Genomic DNA, 18,312 nt, shown 5'->3' on the forward strand with positions numbered 1-18,312 from the left:
GGAATGCGCCGGGGTTGATGCATTGGTGCGGTTTCTTCCCGGGTCGCGCTGCGCTTACCCGGGCTACAGGCTGGTGCGGTCTGGTTTTTTGTAGCCCGGGTAAGGCGTTACGCCGCAACCCGGGGAATGCGCCGGAGTTGATGCATTGGTGCGGTTTCTTCCCGGGTCGCACTGCGCTTACCCGGGCTACAGGCTGGTGCGGTCTGGTTTTTTGTAGCCCGGATAAGGCGTTACGCCGCAATCCGGGAATGTTCAGCCTTCTTTCGCCGATTTATTGCTTTTTTACCCAACCGCCGGTTTGCGCGTTAAAGCCCAGCGCCTGCATAAACGCCGCCATCACGCCGCGGTCTTCCACGTCGGCATCCGCGATGTGCCAGCTGCCGATCTCTGGATTATCCCTTAGCACCTCTTCCACTAAATATTGTCCGACGCCGCGACGGCGGGTCACTTCACGCACGCACAGCGCGCTGAGTTCGCCCTCAACGCCGTTTAGCGTTACGCGAACCGCGGCCAGCAGGCGCTCATTGAAGCGGGCGGCATAAATACGATGGCTCTCATCCAGAGCCAGCGCCGCAAGATCCTGCGACGGCCAGATTTTACCTAAGTCGATGCGATCCTGATCGCTGAAGTGCTGTAAACGAATAATGGTCAGTTTCATACGCGAGGGTCCAGTCAAAACAGAGGCGTTAGTGTATCCAAATTCCCCGCCAGGCGGAGCGCCGTTTTTTGCCTGTTCATCAGGGGATTCGTTTTCCTGGAAGGAGCAGGGTAGAGCAATTCATCATGGATCGAAAAATAAGCAGAATTTTAACCTGATATGTAGCGTTTTATTCCGCCTTATGTATCGTTATTTTATGCTGTTTACTGGACTTTTTTTGTTTATCTTCCAGCAAATACAGAATATTATCTTTGCTTAATCGCCTGAAAAATAGAGATTTTACTCTGTATTCAGGCAAAAAACCTCGCTAAACCATTAAAGATAATGGTAAAAGTAGCGTTGTTTAATAAAAGTACAGAATGCTTTTTAACCATAAAAATACAAAATATTTACACCACATCACGAACGGGGTTCTGCAGCATGAAAAGGAACGCGAAAACGGTTATCGCGGGGTTAGTCGCACTGGCGATGTCCCAGGCGGCTTTTGCCAAAGATATTAAGGTCGCTGTTGTTGGCGCGATGTCTGGCCCGGTAGCCCAGTGGGGCGATATGGAATTCAACGGCGCGCGTCAGGCGATCAAAGATATTAATGCCCAGGGCGGCATCAATGGCGATAAGCTGGTTGCCGTGGAGTACGATGACGCCTGCGACCCGAAACAGGCCGTTGCGGTGGCGAACAAAATCGTCAATGACGGCATTCAGTACGTTATCGGCCACCTCTGCTCTTCTTCCACCCAGCCGGCATCCGATATCTATGAAGATGAAGGCATTCTGATGATCTCCCCGGGCGCGACCAACCCGGAGCTGACCCAGCGCGGCTATCAGTACATCATGCGTACCGCCGGTCTGGATTCTTCGCAGGGGCCGACCGCCGCAAAATACATCATGGAAACCGTCAAGCCGCAGCGTATTGCTATCATTCATGATAAGCAGCAGTACGGCGAAGGCCTGGCGCGTTCCGTCCAGGATAGCCTGAAAAAAGGCGGCGCGAATATCGTCTTCTTCGACGGCATTACCGCCGGTGAAAAAGACTTCTCCGCGCTGCTGGCGCGCCTGAAAAAAGAGAATATCGACTTCGTTTACTACGGCGGCTACTACCCGGAAATGGGCCAGATGCTGCGCCAGGCGCGCTCCGTGGGCCTGAAAACTGTGTTTATGGGCCCGGAAGGCGTGGGTAACGCGTCGCTGTCCAACATCGCGGGCGATGCGGCGGAAGGCATGCTGGTGACGATGCCAAAACGCTATGACCAGGACCCGGCCAACAGCGCTATCGTTGACGCGCTCAAAGCCGAGAAGAAAGACCCGAGCGGTCCGTATGTCTGGATCACCTACGCCGCCGTGCAGTCGCTGGCGCAGGCGATGGACCGGGCCGGAAGCCAGGAGCCGCTGGATTTAATCAAAGATCTAAAAGCTCACGGCGCGAAAACCGTGATTGGGCCGCTGAATTGGGACGAAAAAGGCGATTTGAAGGGATTTGAATTTGGTGTCTTCCAGTGGCACGCGGACGGGTCATCCACCCTCGCGAAATAAGCCATAAGACAAGTTATCCCACCGCCCGTGCAAAGCGGGCGGGTAGAAAAAGGTTACCTTATGTCCGAGCAGTTTCTCTATTTTCTGCAGCAGATGTTTAACGGCGTCACGCTGGGAAGCACCTATGCGCTGATTGCCATCGGCTATACCATGGTGTACGGCATTATCGGCATGATCAACTTCGCCCACGGCGAGGTCTATATGATTGGCAGCTACGTCTCCTTCATGATCATTGCCGCCCTGATGATGATGGGCATTGATACCAGCTGGCTGCTGGTTGCCGCCGGATTCGTCGGCGCTATCGTGATTGCCAGCGCCTACGGCTGGAGTATCGAACGCGTGGCCTACCGGCCGGTGCGCAGCTCCAAACGCCTGATTGCGCTGATCTCCGCCATCGGGATGTCCATCTTCCTGCAAAACTACGTCAGCCTGACGGAAGGTTCGCGCGATGTCGCGCTGCCGAGCCTGTTCAACGGCCAGTGGACGGTAGGCAGCAGCGATAACTTCACCGCTACTATCACCACCATGCAGCTGGTTATCTGGGTGGTGACGTTTATCGCCATGCTGGCGCTGACGCTGTTTATCCGCTATTCCCGCATGGGGCGCGCCTGCCGCGCCTGCGCTGAAGACCTGAAAATGGCCAGCCTGCTCGGCATCAACACCGACCGGGTGATTGCGCTGACGTTTGTGATCGGCGCGGCAATGGCGGCGGTTGCCGGCGTTCTGCTCGGTCAGTTCTACGGCGTAATCAACCCGTACATCGGCTTTATGGCCGGGATGAAGGCCTTCACCGCCGCGGTGTTGGGCGGCATCGGCAGCATTCCCGGGGCGATGATCGGCGGGCTGATCCTCGGTATCGCCGAAGCGCTCTCTTCTGCCTATCTCAGTACGGAATATAAAGATGTGGTCTCCTTCGCGCTGCTGATCCTGGTTCTGCTGGTGATGCCTACCGGTATCCTGGGCCGTCCGGAGGTAGAAAAAGTATGAAACCGATGCATTTTGCGATGGCGCTGCTGTCCGCGGTGATGTTCTTTATCCTGGCGGGCGTCTTTATGGGCGTGCAGCTGGAGCTTGACGGCACGAAGCTGGTGGTGGATACCGCCGCCGATATCCGCTGGCAGTGGATCTATATCGGTACCGCGGTGGTCTTCTTCTTCCAGCTGCTGCGTCCCATTTTCCAGAAAACCATGAAGAACGTCTCCGGGCCGAAGTTTATTCTGCCGGCTATCGACGGTTCGACGGTAAAACAGAAGCTGTTCCTGATCGCCCTGCTGGTTATCGCCGTGGCGTGGCCGTTTATGGTGTCGCGCGGGACGGTGGATATCGCTACCCTGACGATGATCTATATCATCCTCGGCCTGGGCCTTAACGTGGTGGTGGGGCTTTCCGGCCTGCTGGTGCTGGGATACGGCGGCTTTTATGCCATCGGCGCCTATACCTTCGCGCTGCTGAACCACTATTACGGTCTGGGCTTCTGGACCTGCCTGCCGCTGGCGGGGCTGGTGTCGGCGGCGGCGGGCTTCCTGCTTGGCTTCCCGGTCCTGCGCCTGCGCGGCGACTATCTGGCGATTGTCACGCTTGGCTTTGGCGAAATCGTGCGCATCCTGCTGCTTAACAACACCGAAATAACCGGTGGCCCGAACGGCATCAGCCAGATCCCGAAACCGACGCTGTTCGGCCTTGAATTCAGCCGCAGCGCCCGCGAAGGCGGCTGGGATACGTTCAGCAACTTCTTCGGCGTGAAGTACGATCCCTCCGATCGCGTGATTTTCCTCTACCTGGTCGCTCTGCTGCTGGTGGTGTTAAGCCTGTTCGTGATTAACCGCCTGCTGCGTATGCCGCTGGGCCGCGCGTGGGAAGCGCTGCGTGAAGATGAGATTGCCTGCCGCTCGCTGGGCCTCAGCCCGACGCGCATCAAGCTGACCGCCTTTACCATCAGCGCCGCGTTTGCCGGTTTTGCCGGCACCCTGTTCGCCGCCCGTCAGGGCTTCGTCAGCCCGGAATCCTTTACCTTCGCCGAGTCGGCCTTTGTGCTGGCGATTGTGGTTCTCGGCGGTATGGGCTCCCAGTTCGCGGTGATCCTGGCGGCGGTTCTGCTGGTCGTTTCGCGCGAGCTGATGCGTGATTTCAATGAATACAGCATGCTGATGCTGGGTGCGCTGATGGTACTGATGATGATCTGGCGTCCGCAGGGGCTTCTGCCGATGACCCGTCCGCAGCTGAAGCTGAAAAATGGGCAGGCCAAAGAAGGAGAGCAGGCATGAGTCAGCCATTATTGTCCGTAAACGGTCTGATGATGCGTTTTGGCGGCCTGCTGGCGGTCAACAACGTGTCGCTGGAGCTGCGCGAGCGGGAAATCGTTTCGCTTATCGGCCCTAACGGCGCGGGCAAAACCACCGTTTTTAACTGTCTGACCGGTTTCTATAAGCCAACCGGCGGTACCATTATGCTGCGCGACCAGCATCTGGAAGGGCTGCCGGGCCAGCAGATTGCCCGTATGGGCGTAGTGCGAACGTTCCAGCACGTGCGTCTGTTCCGCGAAATGACGGTGATTGAAAACCTGCTGGTGGCGCAGCATCAGCAGCTGAAAACCGGGGTTTTCTCCGGCCTGCTGAAGACGCCGTCCTTCCGCCGCGCCCAGAGCGAAGCGCTGGACCGCGCCGCGACCTGGCTTGAACGTATTGGCCTGCTTGAGCACGCCAACCGGCAGGCCAGTAACCTGGCCTACGGCGACCAGCGCCGTCTGGAGATTGCCCGCTGTATGGTGACCCAGCCGGAAATCCTGATGCTGGATGAGCCCGCGGCGGGGCTAAACCCGAAAGAGACCAAAGAGCTGGACGAGCTAATCGTCGAGCTGCGCAGCCATCACAACACCACCATCCTGCTGATTGAGCACGATATGAAGCTGGTGATGGGCATTTCCGATCGTATTTACGTGGTAAACCAGGGCACGCCGCTGGCCAACGGTACGCCGGAAGAGATCCGCAACAACCCGGACGTGATCCGCGCCTATTTAGGTGAAGCATAAGATGGAAAAAGTGATGTTATCTTTTGACAACGTCAGCGCGCATTACGGCAAAATCCAGGCGCTGCACAACGTCAGTCTGCATATCAATCAGGGAGAGATTGTCACCCTGATTGGCGCCAACGGCGCGGGAAAAACCACGCTGCTGGGTACCCTGTGCGGCGACCCGCGCGCCTCCAGCGGCCGCGTGGTTTTCGACGGTAAAGATATTACCGACTGGCAGACGGCGAAAATCATGCGCGAAGCGGTGGCGATCGTGCCGGAAGGACGCCGCGTTTTCTCGCGGATGACGGTGGAAGAGAACCTGGCGATGGGCGGTTTTTTTGCCGACCGCGACCAGTTCCAGACCCGCATCAAATGGGTGTATGAGCTGTTTCCGCGCCTGCATGAGCGCCGGGTTCAGCGGGCGGGCACCATGTCCGGCGGCGAGCAACAGATGCTGGCTATCGGGCGCGCGCTGATGAGCCAGCCGCGCCTGCTGCTGCTGGATGAGCCTTCGCTCGGTCTGGCGCCGATTATCATTCAGCAAATCTTCGATACCATCGAACAGCTGCGCGAGCAGGGAATGACCATCTTCCTCGTCGAGCAGAACGCCAACCAGGCGCTGAAGCTGGCCGACCGCGGCTACGTGCTGGAAAACGGCCACGTGGTGCTTGAGGATACCGGCGACGCGCTGCTGGCGAATGAAGCGGTACGCAGCGCCTATCTGGGCGGGTAGTGAAGACAAAACGCCCGGCATCTGCCGGGCGTTTTACTTGGCTACTACAGCTCCAGAGAGCGTTTCCACAGCATAAAATCATACTGTTCGAGCGCATCCGCTTTGGTGCGCCAGGTCCCACTGGCGGTGGCGATGATTTTCTCAAACAGGCCGTCGGCGATGTCCGCCAGCGGCGTGCCTTCGATAATCGGCCCGCAGTCATAATCGATAATATCCGGCATCTTTTTCGCCAGCGCGGAGTTGGTTGAAACCTTAAGCACCGGAACGATAGGGTTCCCCGTCGGCGTACCTAACCCGGTTGAGAAGATCACCACGTTGCACCCCGCCGCGACCAGGCCCGTTACCGCGTCCACATCGTTGCCCGGCGTGCAGACCAGCGAAAGGCCGCTTTCTCCCATCGGTTCGGCGTAGTCGCATACCGCGCTTACCGGCGCTCTGCCGCCTTTTTTCGCCGCGCCGGCGGATTTGATGGCGTCAGTGATCAGCCCATCGGCAATGTTTCCCGGGCTGGGATTATCGGCGATGGTGGTACCGAAGAAGTTCGCGACATGCTCATAGTTTTTCATCAGCGACAGAAACTTCTCTTTCAGCTCGCGGGTCGCGCAGCGTTGCACGATATCCCCTTCAGCGCCGCACAGCTCGGGGAATTCCGCCAGCCCCGACGCGCCGCCGAGGGCGACAAGACGATCCGACACTTCGCCCATCGCCGGGTTTGCGCTGATCCCCGAGAACCCGTCAGAAGCGCCGCACTTCACGCCGATTTTGAGGTGGGAGAGCGGGACGTCCTGCCGCTCGGCGACGGGGGCTTCGCGGATCGCGTTATAGGTTTCAGTCAACGCATCCTGCATCATTTTTTCTTCGCTACTCCAGTCCTGCTGTCTGAAGTAAATAATCGGTTTGTTGAAATTCGGGTTGCGCTTCGCCAGCGCGGCGTTGAAATCAACAATCCGCGCTTTTTCACAGCCGAGGGCAAAGACCGTCACGCCAAGAACGTTGGGATGATCGGAATAGGCGGCCAGCACGTCGCACATCGTCATGCTGTCCGAGGTGGCGCCGCCGCAGCCGGAATTGACGGTAATACAGCGGATGCCGTCAAGATGCGGGAAGGGCAGATGCCGGGTATCGTTTAATGCTCCTGCCGACGTCACCTGGCGAGCAAAATTTTTCAGGCCGTTATTGGCGTAGCCGAGGGCGTCGTTCAGCGCATCGGTGACGCGCTGAACGTTGCGGTTTTCACAGAATACCAGCGGAATGACCAGCCAGTAGTTCGCGGTGGCGACCCGGCCATCTTCGCGAACTATGCCCTTGAAAGTCCGCTGCTGCCAGGCGGAAACATCCGGCTGCTGCCAGTCATAGGGCGCGACGTCGTCAAGCGAAACCGGGGCCGCGTAGTGTTTGATATTCTCAGTGGTAATGGCTTCGCCGCGGGTGATGGGGCGCGTCGCTTTGCCGACCGGTACGCCGTACAGCGACACGATATCGCCGGGCGCAATATCCTCGGTGGCGAATTTATGTTTGGCTTTGACATCGCTACGCAGAACGTAGGCTTCATCGTTCCAGTGAACCCGCTGCTCTTTGCGTAAGTCCTGCAGCGCAACGATCAGGTTATCGGTAGGGTCAATTTTTAAGATGTTCTGCATGTTCATTATCCTTTGTTATAAGCGCATCAGGACTTAGTGATGGGGGACGGCGACGCCGTTTGTCGCTTTTCTGCCGGCAAGGGCGGCAATCAGCAGCGCGCAGCAGACGGTGATGAGCGACAGGGCGACCAGACCCGCCGAATCGTTGCCGAAGAAGGCATCGACCTCAACGCGAATCAGCGGCGCGAGGAAGCTGCAAAATGCGCCCATGGTGGTGCAAAAGCCGATACTGGCGGCCAGCGCCGAGCCTGACACAATCTGCGCCGGGAAAGTCCAGAAGATAGGTTGCACTGAGAGGAAGCCGATGGCCGACAGCGAGAGCGCGGCAATGGCGAGTACCGGGCCGGACCAGGCAGAAACAAACAGCCCCAGCGCCGCCGCCAGCATACAGATGACTGAAATCAGCACCCGACGGGCCGGCATTTTGTCCGCCAGACGCGGAATGTAATAGACGCCGACGGCGGAGCAGGCCCACGGAATGGCGGCGACCAGCGACTCCTTAAAGCCGAGGGTGGAGCCCATTAGCGAGGCGACTTGCGAAGGCAGGAAGAACATCAGCCCGTAAACGCTGATCTGGATGGTGCCGTAGATCAGCGCCAGGTGCCAGACTTTCAGGCTTTTCAGGGCGGTGCCGACGCTGCTGGTTTCCGTCTGCCGCTGCTCCTGCTGAAGCTGAGCAATCAGCGCTTTTTTCTCTTCGTCGTTCAGGAATCGCGCTTTGGCCGGCGTATCATCAAGCCAGAACCAGGCGAAGATCCCCATGATGACCGCCGGAATGCCTTCGATAAAGAACATCCAGAACCAGCCGGGTTTGCCGAGGAAGCCGTGCATTTCCAGAAGCGCCCCGGAGATGGGCGAGCCTAAGGTTAATGCCAGCGGCACGCCGAGCACGAAGATACCGACGACGGAGGCGCGAACTTTATTGGGAAAGTAGATTGAGGCCAGCAGCAGAATACCGGGATAAAAACCGGCTTCGCCTAGCCCCAGTAAAAAGCGCAGAACAATAAACTGGGTTTCCGTCTGCACCAGTCCGGTGAGGGCAGAGAGAACGCCCCACAGCGCGGTGGTGATGCTTAACCATTTTTGCGCGCCGATTTTATTCAGAATCAGGTTAGCGGGAATACCAAACAGCGCATAGGCGGCGAAAAAGATCCCCGCGCCGAGGGCGAAGGCGGAATTGGAGAGCCCAATATCCACCTGCATCGCCTCTTTGGCGAATCCCACGTTCACCCTGTCGATAAAGGCGATGAAGTACAAAATAAACATCAGTGGCACCAGGCGCTTCCATGATTTGGTAATCGCGGAATTGAGGGCCGGATTGTCGTAAGCTGTGATGGTTTTCATAATACCTCCGCGTGGGGGTCAGGCATTAATTTCAATACCAGCGCGGGAAAGTATCCGCAGAATACTTTCGGTCTGGCAGGTGGCGAGCGAGCTAAACGGTGGCGTGCAGCGGTCGGACTGAATAATTCCGCGCAGCTGTAACGCTTTTTTAAATGTTGGAATGAACGGATCGTTAACCGCGTAAATATCCATTAACCCATCCACTTTTTGCTGATACCGCGAAATTTGCTGCACATTGTTATCGTTAAATGCCTGCATCCAGTCGCGGAATATTTCAGGGCAAATATTGGATAACCCGCCAATACATCCATCGCCCCCCGCCAGCACATTGTGCGCGAAGTTATTGTCATAACCGGCATAGACTTCAAAATACGGCAGTTCAGATTTTACCTGGCGAATCACCTGCGACGTGTGATTGGTGTCCGGAATGGTGTCTTTAAGACCGACAATGTTTGGGAACTCGCTGGCGAGTCGTAAACAGACCTCCGGCGAGACGCAATAGCCGGTACGCTCCGGAAAGTTATAGATGAATATTTTGGCGGCGGTGCGGCGGGCAATCTGGCTATAAAATGTATAAATGCCTTCATCAGTCAGGCGGAAGTACCACGGGCTGATAATCATGACGCCATCCAGCCCGCACTCATCTGCATAGTTTGCCAGCTCTACGCACTCGTCAATATCCATGCGGCTGGTACCCGCATAGGCCTTTATTCCCTCGCGCGGGAACTCTGCCGCCATTTGAATTATCTGACGGGATGTTTTCATATCCAGCGAGAAAAACTCGCCGGTACTGCCCATGACGACAAATCCCGATACGCTGTTTTTAATAAAATCGTACAGGCGAAAATTTCCGTCAGGATCCAGCCTGCCCTGCTCATCAAAAACCGTTATTGCCGGGGTGATGTAACGACTTTGCATATTCAACCTCTTTATTGTTCGTATATACAAACTGTGTTTGTATTTGCGATTAAGCATAAGTAAACACGCCATCGACGTGAAGTCAAATGGCGTAAAAGGCGGATGGATAATTGATTAAATCAATGAATAAATAGGGAATTATGCAGAAGAGACGGGCGTCACGGCGGATCATTAAATCTCGGTATTGTGTGGGTAATCACAATTCCGACGGCACCGCTGGCGAATAAATCAGTAATTTTTAATATCAGGCAGCTTATTCAGCACGCTTTCGATACGACCCTTTGCCTCTTTTAACGCGTGAATAACCTGCTGCGTTTTTTCATCGCTGGCGCGGAAAGAGGGCAATGAGACGCTGATCGCCGCCAGAATAATGCCTTTCTGCAGCAGGGGGACGGCAAAGCAGATGGTATCGTCGTTGATTTCCCGATCGTCCATGGCATAACCGTTGGCGGCGACCCATTCCAGCTGCTGACGAAGCTGAGCCATATTCGTTACGCTGCGGGCGGTAACGGAAGGAAAACCCTGCGGATAGAGCTCCAGGATCTCTTCGTCGCGGTGCTTATGCAGCAGCGCCTTGCCCAGGGCAGAGCAGATTGCCGGAAGGCGAGTCCCTACCTTAGAGACCAGCTGCACGGTTTGGTCGCCCTGAACTTTATCAACATAGAGCACCCAGGCGTCATCCAGAATGCCGAGCTGGCAAACTTCATTGCATTCATTGACCACCGCGTGCATTTCGCTATTGATCGTTTTCAGCCAGAACTCTTTTTCCACCGTTGAGCTGGCCAGAACCGCGCACGAGATCCCCAGCGTATATATGCCGTTGCGATCGTCGTGGCTGATATATTTCCGGTACTGCAGCGATTTGAGGATCGGGAAAATGGTTCCCTTTGAAATATCCGTTTTGAGCGATAGCTCGGAAAGCGTCATTCCGTCCGCGTTGGCTAAGGTTTCCAGAATGAGTAAAACGCGTTCGGTAGGTTTATGAAGCGTCTTCATATTTTTCCTTATGACGGCTCGCCGGAGAGTGCTGTTTAACGCCCCCTATTTAACTACAGATCCCCGCTTATCTGTAGCCTGCGCCGCCTCTCTTTTTCGCTTTGCCATTTCCCTGCCACTTTTTTTTCACCGTTTCATCATGTTTTTGCCAATTTATTGTAATATTTTTGTAATGCAATAGTTATTTTTCTGTCATTCGAGCATGTCATGTTACCCCCGCGAACATAAAACGCGTGAAATCGCGCATCCGGAACAACAAGAGAGATAACCGATGATATCGTTACGACATACAGCTTTAGGACTGGCGCTCAGCCTGGCATTTGCCGGACAAGCCCTGGCGGTAACCACTATCCCGTTCTGGCACTCGATGGAAGGGGAGTTGGGGAAAGAAGTTGATTCACTGGCGCAACGTTTCAACGCAGCCAACCCGGACTACAAAATTGTTCCGGTGTATAAAGGCAACTATGAGCAGAGCCTGAGCGCCGGCATCGCCGCCTTCCGTACCGGCAACGCGCCGGCTATTCTGCAGGTTTACGAAGTCGGCACCGCGACGATGATGGCCTCGAAGGCGATTAAGCCGGTCTATCAGGTGTTCAGCGATGCGGGCATTCAGTTTGATGAAACGCAGTTCGTGCCAACCGTCTCCGGTTATTACACCGACTCCAAAACCGGCCATCTGCTCTCCCAGCCGTTTAACAGCTCCACGCCGGTGCTGTACTACAACAAAGACGCCTTTAAAAAAGCCGGATTAGATCCGGAACAGCCGCCGAAAACCTGGCAGGATCTGGCGGCGTATACCGCGAAGCTGAAAGCCGCCGGGATGAAATGCGGCTACGCCAGCGGCTGGCAGGGCTGGATTCAGATTGAAAACTTCAGCGCCTGGCACGGCCTGCCGGTGGCGACCAAAAACAACGGCTTCGACGGTACCGATGCGGTACTGGAGTTCAATAAGCCGGAGCAGGTGAAGCATATCGCTCTGCTCGAAGAACTGAATAAGAAAGGCGACTTCAGCTACTTCGGGCGTAAAGACGAATCCACCGAGAAGTTCTATAACGGCGACTGCGCCATTACCACCGCCTCTTCCGGCTCCCTCGCGGATATTCGCCAGTACGCGAAGTTCAACTATGGCGTAGGGATGATGCCGTACGACGCCGACGTGAAAGGCGCGCCGCAAAACGCCATTATCGGCGGGGCCAGCCTGTGGGTGATGCAGGGTAAAGACAAAGAAACCTATACCGGCGTCGCCAAATTCCTCGATTTCCTGACTAAGCCGGAAAACGCCGCCGAATGGCATCAGAAAACCGGCTATCTGCCGATTACCACCGCCGCTTACAACCTGACCCGCGAACAGGGCTTCTATGATAAGAACCCCGGTGCCGATATCGCGACGCGCCAGATGCTGAACAAGCCGCCGCTGCCGTTCACCAAAGGTCTGCGCCTGGGCAATATGCCGCAGATTCGCACCATCGTGGATGAAGAACTGGAAAGCGTATGGACCGGGAAGAAAACGCCTCAGCAGGCGCTGGACGCCGCGGTTGAGCGCGGTAATCAGCTGCTGCGCCGTTTCGAGCAGTCAACCAGGTCGTAATCTTATAGCCAGCCCCTCACCCTCTCCCCGTCGGGGAGAGGGGATCGCCCGGAGCCGTCTTTTCATCCTCGTCCGTTTAGGGAGAGGGCCGGGATGAGGGGAAACCAACTCAGAGTTTAACTATGTCATCATCCCGTCCGGTGTTCCGCTCGCGTTGGCTGCCCTATGTGCTGGTCGCGCCGCAGCTGGTTATCACCGTCATCTTTTTTATCTGGCCCGCGGGCGAAGCGCTGTGGTATTCACTGCAGAGCGTCGATCCGTTTGGGCTCTCCAGCCAGTTTGTTGGCCTGGATAACTTTTTAGCCCTCTTCCAGGACCCGTACTACCTGGACTCCTTCTGGACCACCATTAAGTTCAGCACGATGGTTACCGTCAGCGGCCTGCTGATCTCGCTGTTTTTCGCCGCGCTGGTGGATTACGTGGTGCGCGGCAGCCGCTTCTATCAGACGCTGATGCTCCTGCCCTATGCCGTTGCGCCCGCGGTGGCGGCGGTGCTATGGATCTTCTTGTTCAACCCCGGACGCGGGCTGATTACGCATCTCCTCGGTGAGATGGGCTACGACTGGAACCACGCGCAGAACAGCGGTCAGGCGATGTTCCTTGTGGTTTTCGCCTCGGTCTGGAAGCAGATTAGTTACAACTTCCTGTTCTTCTTCGCCGCGCTGCAATCTATTCCCCGCTCGCTGGTAGAAGCCGCCGCGATTGACGGCGCCGGTCCGGTTCGCCGCTTCTTCAGGCTGGCGCTACCGCTGATCGCCCCGGTGAGCTTCTTCCTGCTGGTGGTGAACCTGGTATACGCCTTCTTTGATACCTTCCCGGTTATCGATGCCGCAACCGGCGGCGGGCCGGTTCAGGCGACAACAACGCTGATTTATAAAATCTACCGTGAAGGTTTTGCCGGGCTCGACCTTTCCGCTTCCGCCGCCCAGTCGGTGGTGCTGATGTTCCTCGTCATTATTCTGACGGTGGTGCAGTTCCGCTACGTTGAACGAAAGGTGCGCTACCAATGATTGAGAATCGACGCGGGCTGACGATTTTCAGCCACACCATGCTGATTTTAGGGATCGCGGTCATTCTGTTCCCGCTGTATGTCGCCTTTGTCGCGGCGACGCTGGACAGTAAAGCGGTTTTTGATACGCCGATGACGCTGATTCCCGGCGGGCATCTGCTCGAAAATATGAAATTTATCTGGGTGAACGGCGTAGGGGCCAATAGCGCGCCGTTCTGGCTGATGATGCTCAACAGCTTCATCATGGCCTTCGGCATCACGGTGGGCAAAATTACGGTCTCGATGCTCTCCGCTTTCGCCATCGTCTGGTTTCGTTTTCCGCTGCGCAACCTGTTCTTCTGGATGATCTTCATCACGCTGATGCTGCCGGTTGAGGTGCGTATTTTCCCGACGGTGGAAGTGATCGCCAACCTGAAAATGCTCGACAGCTATGCCGGGCTCACCCTGCCGCTGATGGCTTCGGCGACCGCCACCTTCCTGTTCCGCCAGTTCTTTATGACCCTGCCGGACGAGCTGATAGAGGCCGCACGTATCGACGGCGCGTCGCCGATGCGCTTCTTCCGCGACATCGTGCTGCCGCTGTCGAAAACCAACCTGGCGGCGCTGTTCGTCATCACCTTTATCTACGGCTGGAACCAGTATCTGTGGCCGCTGCTGATCATTACCGACGTGAATCTCGGCACGGCGGTCGCGGGCATTAAAGGGATGATCGCCATCGGCCAGGGTACCACGCAGTGGAATCAGGTGATGGCGGCGATGCTGCTTACGCTGATTCCTCCGGTTGTCATCGTTTTAGCCATGCAGCGCGCGTTTGTGCGTGGTTTAGTGGATAGTGAGAAATAAAATGGCAGGACTTAAGCTACAGGCAGTAACCAAAAGCTGGGATGGCAAAACCCAGGTGATCCAGCCGCTGACGCTGGACGTCGCGGACGGCGAATTTATTGTGATGGTGGGTCCCTCGGGCTGCGGAAAATCAACCCTGCTGCGCATGGTGGCGGGCCTGGAGCGGGTCACCAGCGGTGATATCTGGATCGACCGCAAGCGCGTCACCGAAATGGAACCGAAAGATCGCGGTATTGCGATGGTGTTCCAGAACTACGCCCTCTACCCGCATATGAGCGTGGAAGAGAATATGGCGTGGGGCCTGAAAATTCGCGGTTTAGGTAAAGGATTAATTGCCGAACGCGTCCAGGAAGCGGCGCGCATTCTGGAGCTGGACGGCCTGCTGAAGCGCCGTCCGCGCGAACTCTCCGGCGGCCAGCGCCAGCGCGTGGCGATGGGGCGGGCTATCGTGCGCGACCCGGCGGTATTCCTGTTTGATGAGCCGCTCTCCAACCTCGATGCCAAACTGCGCGTGCAGATGCGTCTGGAGCTGCAGCAGCTGCACCGTCGGCTGAAAACCACCTCGCTGTACGTGACGCACGATCAGGTGGAAGCCATGACCCTCGCGCAGCGGGTGATGGTGATGAATAAAGGCATCGCCGAGCAGATTGGTACGCCGGTCGAGGTCTACGAAAAACCGGCCAGCCGCTTTGTGGCGAGCTTTATCGGCAGCCCGGCAATGAACCTGCTGGAAGGCCGGGTCAGCGACGACGGTAGCCGCTTCGAGCTTGAGGGCGGGATGCTTTTACCCATCAACAGCGAGCATCGCCGCTATGCCGGGCGTAAGATGACCCTGGGTATCCGCCCGGAACATTTTGCATTAAGCTCCGAGGCGGAAGGTGGCGTACCGCTGGTGATGGATACGCTGGAAATTTTAGGTGCCGATAACCTCGCCCACGGGCGCTGGGGCGAGCAAAAGCTGGTGGTCCGGCTGCCGCACCAGCAGCGTCCGCAGGCGGGCAGCACCCTGTGGCTGCATCTGCCGCAGGAAAGTCTGCATCTTTTTGATAGTGAAACAGGACAACGCGCATGAGTCACTGGCCTTATCCTCATATCGTCGCCCACCGCGGCGGCGGTAAACTGGCCCCGGAAAATACCCTGGCGGCCATCGATACCGGCGCTCGCTACGGCCATACGATGATTGAGTTTGACGCTAAGTTATCGAAAGACGGGCAGATTTTTTTACTGCACGATGACAATCTCGAACGCACCAGCAACGGCTGGGGCGTGGCGGGCGAACTGGCGTGGAACGATCTGCTAAAAGTGGATGCCGGCAGCTGGTACAGCGGCGAGTTCAAAGGCGAGCCGCTGCCGCTGCTGAGCGAGGTGGCCGACCGCTGCCGTCAGCACGGCATGATGGCCAATATCGAAATTAAACCGACCACCGGCACCGGGCCGCTGACCGGCAAAGCGGTGGCGCTGGCGGCGCGTGAGCTGTGGCAGGGAATGACGCCGCCGCTGCTCTCATCGTTTGACGTTGATGCGCTGGAAGCCGCGCAGGAGGCGGTGCCCGAACTGCCGCGCGGGCTGCTGCTGGATGAGTGGCGCAACGACTGGCGCGAACTGACCGCGCGTCTCGGCTGCGTCTCTATTCACCTCAACCATAAGCTGCTGGATGAAGCGCGCGTGGCGAGCCTGAAGGCCGCGGGCCTGCATATTCTGGTCTATACCGTTAACAAACCGCAGCGCGCCGCCGAGTTGCTGCGTTGGGGCGTGGACAGCATCTGCACCGATGCGATTGACGTCATCGGCCCCAACTTCCCGGCGTAATCCACTTCTGCGTCAGGCGGCCCTTACGGGGTCGTCTGGCGCTGCAGCATCCCACCGTTGGTGTTAGGGAGAGGCTGCTCACGGGTCAGATTATTATTCTGCTGTACCCGCTGCCGATCGTTATTCAACTGCGTCTGAAGATGCTGCTGCTGCGCGCGCGACTGGCTTTGAATACCCTGCTTAAGATTGTTTTGCTGCTGCATTTGCTGGGTCTGCATCTGATTTTGCATCCGCTGCTGGCTGGGCACCACGTACCCCGGCTGATTGGGGTTATTGTCGATATTGATCGGCTGCGCCATGACGCTCAGCGGCAGCAGCGCCGCCAGATATAACATTGCTTTCATTGTTCTCTCCTCACTTCGTGGGATCGCTTAAGTTTACTCCCTTTCCGGCGCAACAATGATTTTTTAAGACTTATCATCCAGGATTATGGATAAATAAAAACATCATTCAGGAGTATGACAATGATAAAAACAACGCTCTGGCGTCAGGTGGTCATCGCTGCGTTGCTGGCGGGCGGCAGTTTTACCGTCGCGGCAGATCCCGCCCCTCCGCCGGTATCTTATGGTGTAGAGGAAGATGTTTTTCACCCGGTCCGCGCTCAGCAGGGGATGGTGGCCTCGGTGGACGCGCTGGCAACAAAGGTAGGCGTGGATATTCTGCGTCAGGGCGGCAACGCGGTCGATGCCGCCGTGGCGGTGGGCTACGCGCTGGCGGTCACCCATCCGCAGGCCGGTAATATCGGCGGCGGCGGGTTTATGATGCTGCGAACCAAAGACGGTAATACCACGGCGATCGACTTCCGCGAGATGGCCCCGGAACAGGCCACCCGGGATATGTTTCTCGACGATCAGGGCAACCCGGACAGCAAGAAATCGCTGACCTCGCATCTGGCTTCCGGCACGCCGGGCACCGTCGCCGGGTTCTCCCTCGCGCTGGAAAAATACGGCACGATGCCGCTCAACAAAGTGATTCGCCCGGCGATTAAGCTGGCCGAAGAGGGCTTCACGGTAAACGATGCGCTGGCCGACGACCTGAAAACCTACGGCAGCGAAGTGATCCCCGACCATGCCAACAGCCGGGCTATCTTCTGGAAAAACGGCGAGCCGCTGAAAAAGGGCGATAAGCTGGTGCAAAAACAGCTGGGGAAGAGCCTGGAGCTGATTGCCGAGCTGGGGCCGGATGCCTTCTATAAAGGCGCGATTGCCGACCAGATTGCCGCTGAGATGAAGAATAACGGCGGGCTTATCACCAAAGCGGATCTGGCGAATTACAAAGCGGTCGAACGTACGCCGGTGAGCGGCGAGTATCGCGGCTATCAGGTGTTCTCAATGCCGCCCCCATCGTCCGGGGGCATTCATATCGTGCAGATTCTGAATATCCTCGAAAACTTCGATATGCATAAGTACGGCTTCGGCAGCGCCGACGCCATGCAGGTGATGGCGGAAGCCGAAAAGCACGCCTATGCCGACCGTTCGGAATACCTTGGCGATCCGGACTTCGTCAAGGTGCCGTGGCAGGCGCTGACCAGCAAAGCGTACGCCAAATCGATCGCTGAGCAGATTGATATCAATAAGGCGAAGCCGTCGAGCCAGATTCGCCCCGGTAAGCTGGCGCCGTATGAAAGCAATCAGACCACTCATTTCTCTGTGGTGGATAAGGACGGTAACGCCGTTGCCGTGACCTATACGCTGAATACGACCTTTGGAACCGGCATCGTGGCGGGGAACTCCGGCATTCTGATGAATAATCAGATGGATGATTTCTCAGCTAAACCCGGCGTGCCAAACGTCTACGGGCTGGTGGGCGGTGACGCCAACGCCGTCGAGCCGAAAAAACGTCCGCTGTCGTCGATGTCGCCAACGATTGTGGTGAAAGATGGCAAAACCTGGCTGGTGACCGGTAGCCCCGGCGGCAGCCGCATTATCACCACCGTCCTGCAGATGGTGGTGAATACCATTGATTTCGGAATGAACGTCGCGGAAGCCACCAACGCCCCGCGCTTCCACCATCAATGGCTGCCGGACGAACTGCGGGTAGAGAAGGGGTTTAGCCCGGATACGCTGAAGCTGCTGGAGAGCAAAGGGCAGAAAGTGGCGGTGAAAGAGGCGATGGGCAGTACCCAGAGTATTATGGTTGGCCCGGACGGCACGCTGTACGGCGCATCCGATCCGCGTTCGCCGGATGATTTAACGGCAGGGTATTAGATTTACCCTCACTCCGACCCTCTCCCT

17 protein-coding genes are annotated in these 18,312 nt (G+C 57.0%); 11 read left to right on the top strand and 6 right to left on the bottom strand.

All coding sequences use genetic code 11. The features are described from left to right. Nucleotides 1–271 precede the first annotated feature (271 nt). Nucleotides 272–658, bottom strand: a complete 387-nt coding sequence (gene panM / locus ABLU96_RS04285) for an aspartate 1-decarboxylase autocleavage activator PanM (protein ID WP_014227090.1) — start codon at nt 656–658, stop codon at nt 272–274. A gap of 420 nt (nt 659–1,078) precedes the next feature. Here panM and livK point away from each other — a divergent pair, with 420 nt between their 5' ends. The 5 genes from livK to livF are packed head-to-tail and all read left to right on the top strand — an operon-like array spanning nt 1,079 to nt 5,931. Next, entirely contained in the window at nt 1,079–2,188 is a 1,110-nt protein-coding gene (gene livK, locus ABLU96_RS04290; protein ID WP_064406462.1) for a high-affinity branched-chain amino acid ABC transporter substrate-binding protein LivK, read from the top strand. A 60-nt stretch (nt 2,189–2,248) separates the two neighbouring features. Then, the gene (gene livH / locus ABLU96_RS04295; RefSeq protein ID WP_014227088.1) at nt 2,249–3,175 is read left to right on the top strand and encodes a high-affinity branched-chain amino acid ABC transporter permease LivH; all 927 of its coding nucleotides are present in this window, start codon (nt 2,249–2,251) and stop codon (nt 3,173–3,175) included. After that, the gene (gene livM, locus ABLU96_RS04300) at nt 3,172–4,452 is read left to right on the top strand and encodes a branched chain amino acid ABC transporter permease LivM (RefSeq protein WP_025107864.1); all 1,281 of its coding nucleotides are present in this window, start codon (nt 3,172–3,174) and stop codon (nt 4,450–4,452) included. The genes livH and livM overlap by 4 nt, the downstream gene beginning before the upstream one ends. Beyond that, nucleotides 4,449–5,216, top strand: coding sequence for a high-affinity branched-chain amino acid ABC transporter ATP-binding protein LivG (gene livG / locus ABLU96_RS04305; RefSeq protein WP_004855045.1), 768 nt, complete (start codon nt 4,449–4,451; stop codon nt 5,214–5,216). The genes livM and livG overlap by 4 nt, the downstream gene beginning before the upstream one ends. A 1-nt stretch (nt 5,217) precedes the next feature. After that, a complete protein-coding gene (gene livF, locus ABLU96_RS04310) occupies nt 5,218–5,931 on the top strand; it encodes a high-affinity branched-chain amino acid ABC transporter ATP-binding protein LivF (protein ID WP_004126158.1) in 714 nt (237 codons plus the stop codon). 44 nt (nt 5,932–5,975) lie between these two features. Here livF and ABLU96_RS04315 read toward each other — a convergent pair whose 3' ends face one another. The 4 genes from ABLU96_RS04315 to ABLU96_RS04330 all read right to left on the bottom strand — a co-directional run bounded on the left by ABLU96_RS04315 (nt 5,976) and on the right by ABLU96_RS04330 (nt 10,829). Next, nucleotides 5,976–7,571, bottom strand: a complete 1,596-nt coding sequence (locus ABLU96_RS04315) for an altronate dehydratase family protein (RefSeq protein ID WP_064380898.1) — start codon at nt 7,569–7,571, stop codon at nt 5,976–5,978. A gap of 33 nt (nt 7,572–7,604) precedes the next feature. Beyond that, nucleotides 7,605–8,915: an MFS transporter gene (locus tag ABLU96_RS04320; RefSeq protein ID WP_009654269.1), complete on the bottom strand. Its 1,311-nt coding sequence runs from the start codon at nt 8,913–8,915 to the stop codon at nt 7,605–7,607. Nucleotides 8,916–8,933: 18 nt separating this feature from the next. After that, on the bottom strand, nt 8,934–9,833 hold the full coding sequence (locus ABLU96_RS04325; protein WP_064406464.1) for a dihydrodipicolinate synthase family protein: 900 nt from the start codon (nt 9,831–9,833) through the stop codon (nt 8,934–8,936). Nucleotides 9,834–10,061: 228 nt separating this feature from the next. After that, the gene (locus ABLU96_RS04330) at nt 10,062–10,829 is read right to left on the bottom strand and encodes an IclR family transcriptional regulator (RefSeq protein WP_014227084.1); all 768 of its coding nucleotides are present in this window, start codon (nt 10,827–10,829) and stop codon (nt 10,062–10,064) included. 271 nt (nt 10,830–11,100) lie between these two features. Between ABLU96_RS04330 and ugpB the strand changes: the two genes are divergently transcribed. From ugpB to ugpQ, 5 genes are all read left to right on the top strand, one after another. Continuing rightward, a complete protein-coding gene (gene ugpB, locus ABLU96_RS04335; protein ID WP_004855028.1) occupies nt 11,101–12,417 on the top strand; it encodes a sn-glycerol-3-phosphate ABC transporter substrate-binding protein UgpB in 1,317 nt (438 codons plus the stop codon). 122 nt (nt 12,418–12,539) lie between these two features. Next, nucleotides 12,540–13,427 carry a sn-glycerol-3-phosphate ABC transporter permease UgpA gene (gene ugpA / locus ABLU96_RS04340; protein ID WP_004126134.1) on the top strand — a complete coding sequence of 296 codons (888 nt, stop codon included), beginning with the start codon at nt 12,540–12,542 and terminating at the stop codon, nt 13,425–13,427. Further along, nucleotides 13,424–14,269, top strand: coding sequence for a sn-glycerol-3-phosphate ABC transporter permease UgpE (ugpE, locus tag ABLU96_RS04345; protein WP_004116045.1), 846 nt, complete (start codon nt 13,424–13,426; stop codon nt 14,267–14,269). The genes ugpA and ugpE overlap by 4 nt, the downstream gene beginning before the upstream one ends. A gap of 1 nt (nt 14,270) precedes the next feature. Continuing rightward, nucleotides 14,271–15,341: a sn-glycerol-3-phosphate import ATP-binding protein UgpC gene (locus ABLU96_RS04350; RefSeq protein ID WP_025107858.1), complete on the top strand. Its 1,071-nt coding sequence runs from the start codon at nt 14,271–14,273 to the stop codon at nt 15,339–15,341. Beyond that, entirely contained in the window at nt 15,338–16,078 is a 741-nt protein-coding gene (gene ugpQ / locus ABLU96_RS04355) for a glycerophosphodiester phosphodiesterase (protein WP_014227082.1), read from the top strand. The genes ABLU96_RS04350 and ugpQ overlap by 4 nt, the downstream gene beginning before the upstream one ends. Before the next feature lie 23 nt (nt 16,079–16,101). Here the strand turns inward: ugpQ and ABLU96_RS04360 are convergent, their stop codons facing one another. Next, the gene (locus tag ABLU96_RS04360; protein ID WP_004855016.1) at nt 16,102–16,422 is read right to left on the bottom strand and encodes a DUF2756 family protein; all 321 of its coding nucleotides are present in this window, start codon (nt 16,420–16,422) and stop codon (nt 16,102–16,104) included. A 120-nt stretch (nt 16,423–16,542) separates the two neighbouring features. On the opposite strand from ABLU96_RS04360, the gene ggt reads away from it, so the two are divergent. Beyond that, entirely contained in the window at nt 16,543–18,285 is a 1,743-nt protein-coding gene (gene ggt, locus ABLU96_RS04365) for a gamma-glutamyltransferase (RefSeq protein ID WP_064407364.1), read from the top strand. The last annotated feature ends 27 nt before the right edge of the window (nt 18,286–18,312 follow it).

Source organism: Klebsiella sp. CN_Kp106 (assembly GCF_040064575.1).
Classification (GTDB): Bacteria; Pseudomonadota; Gammaproteobacteria; order Enterobacterales; family Enterobacteriaceae; genus Klebsiella; species Klebsiella michiganensis.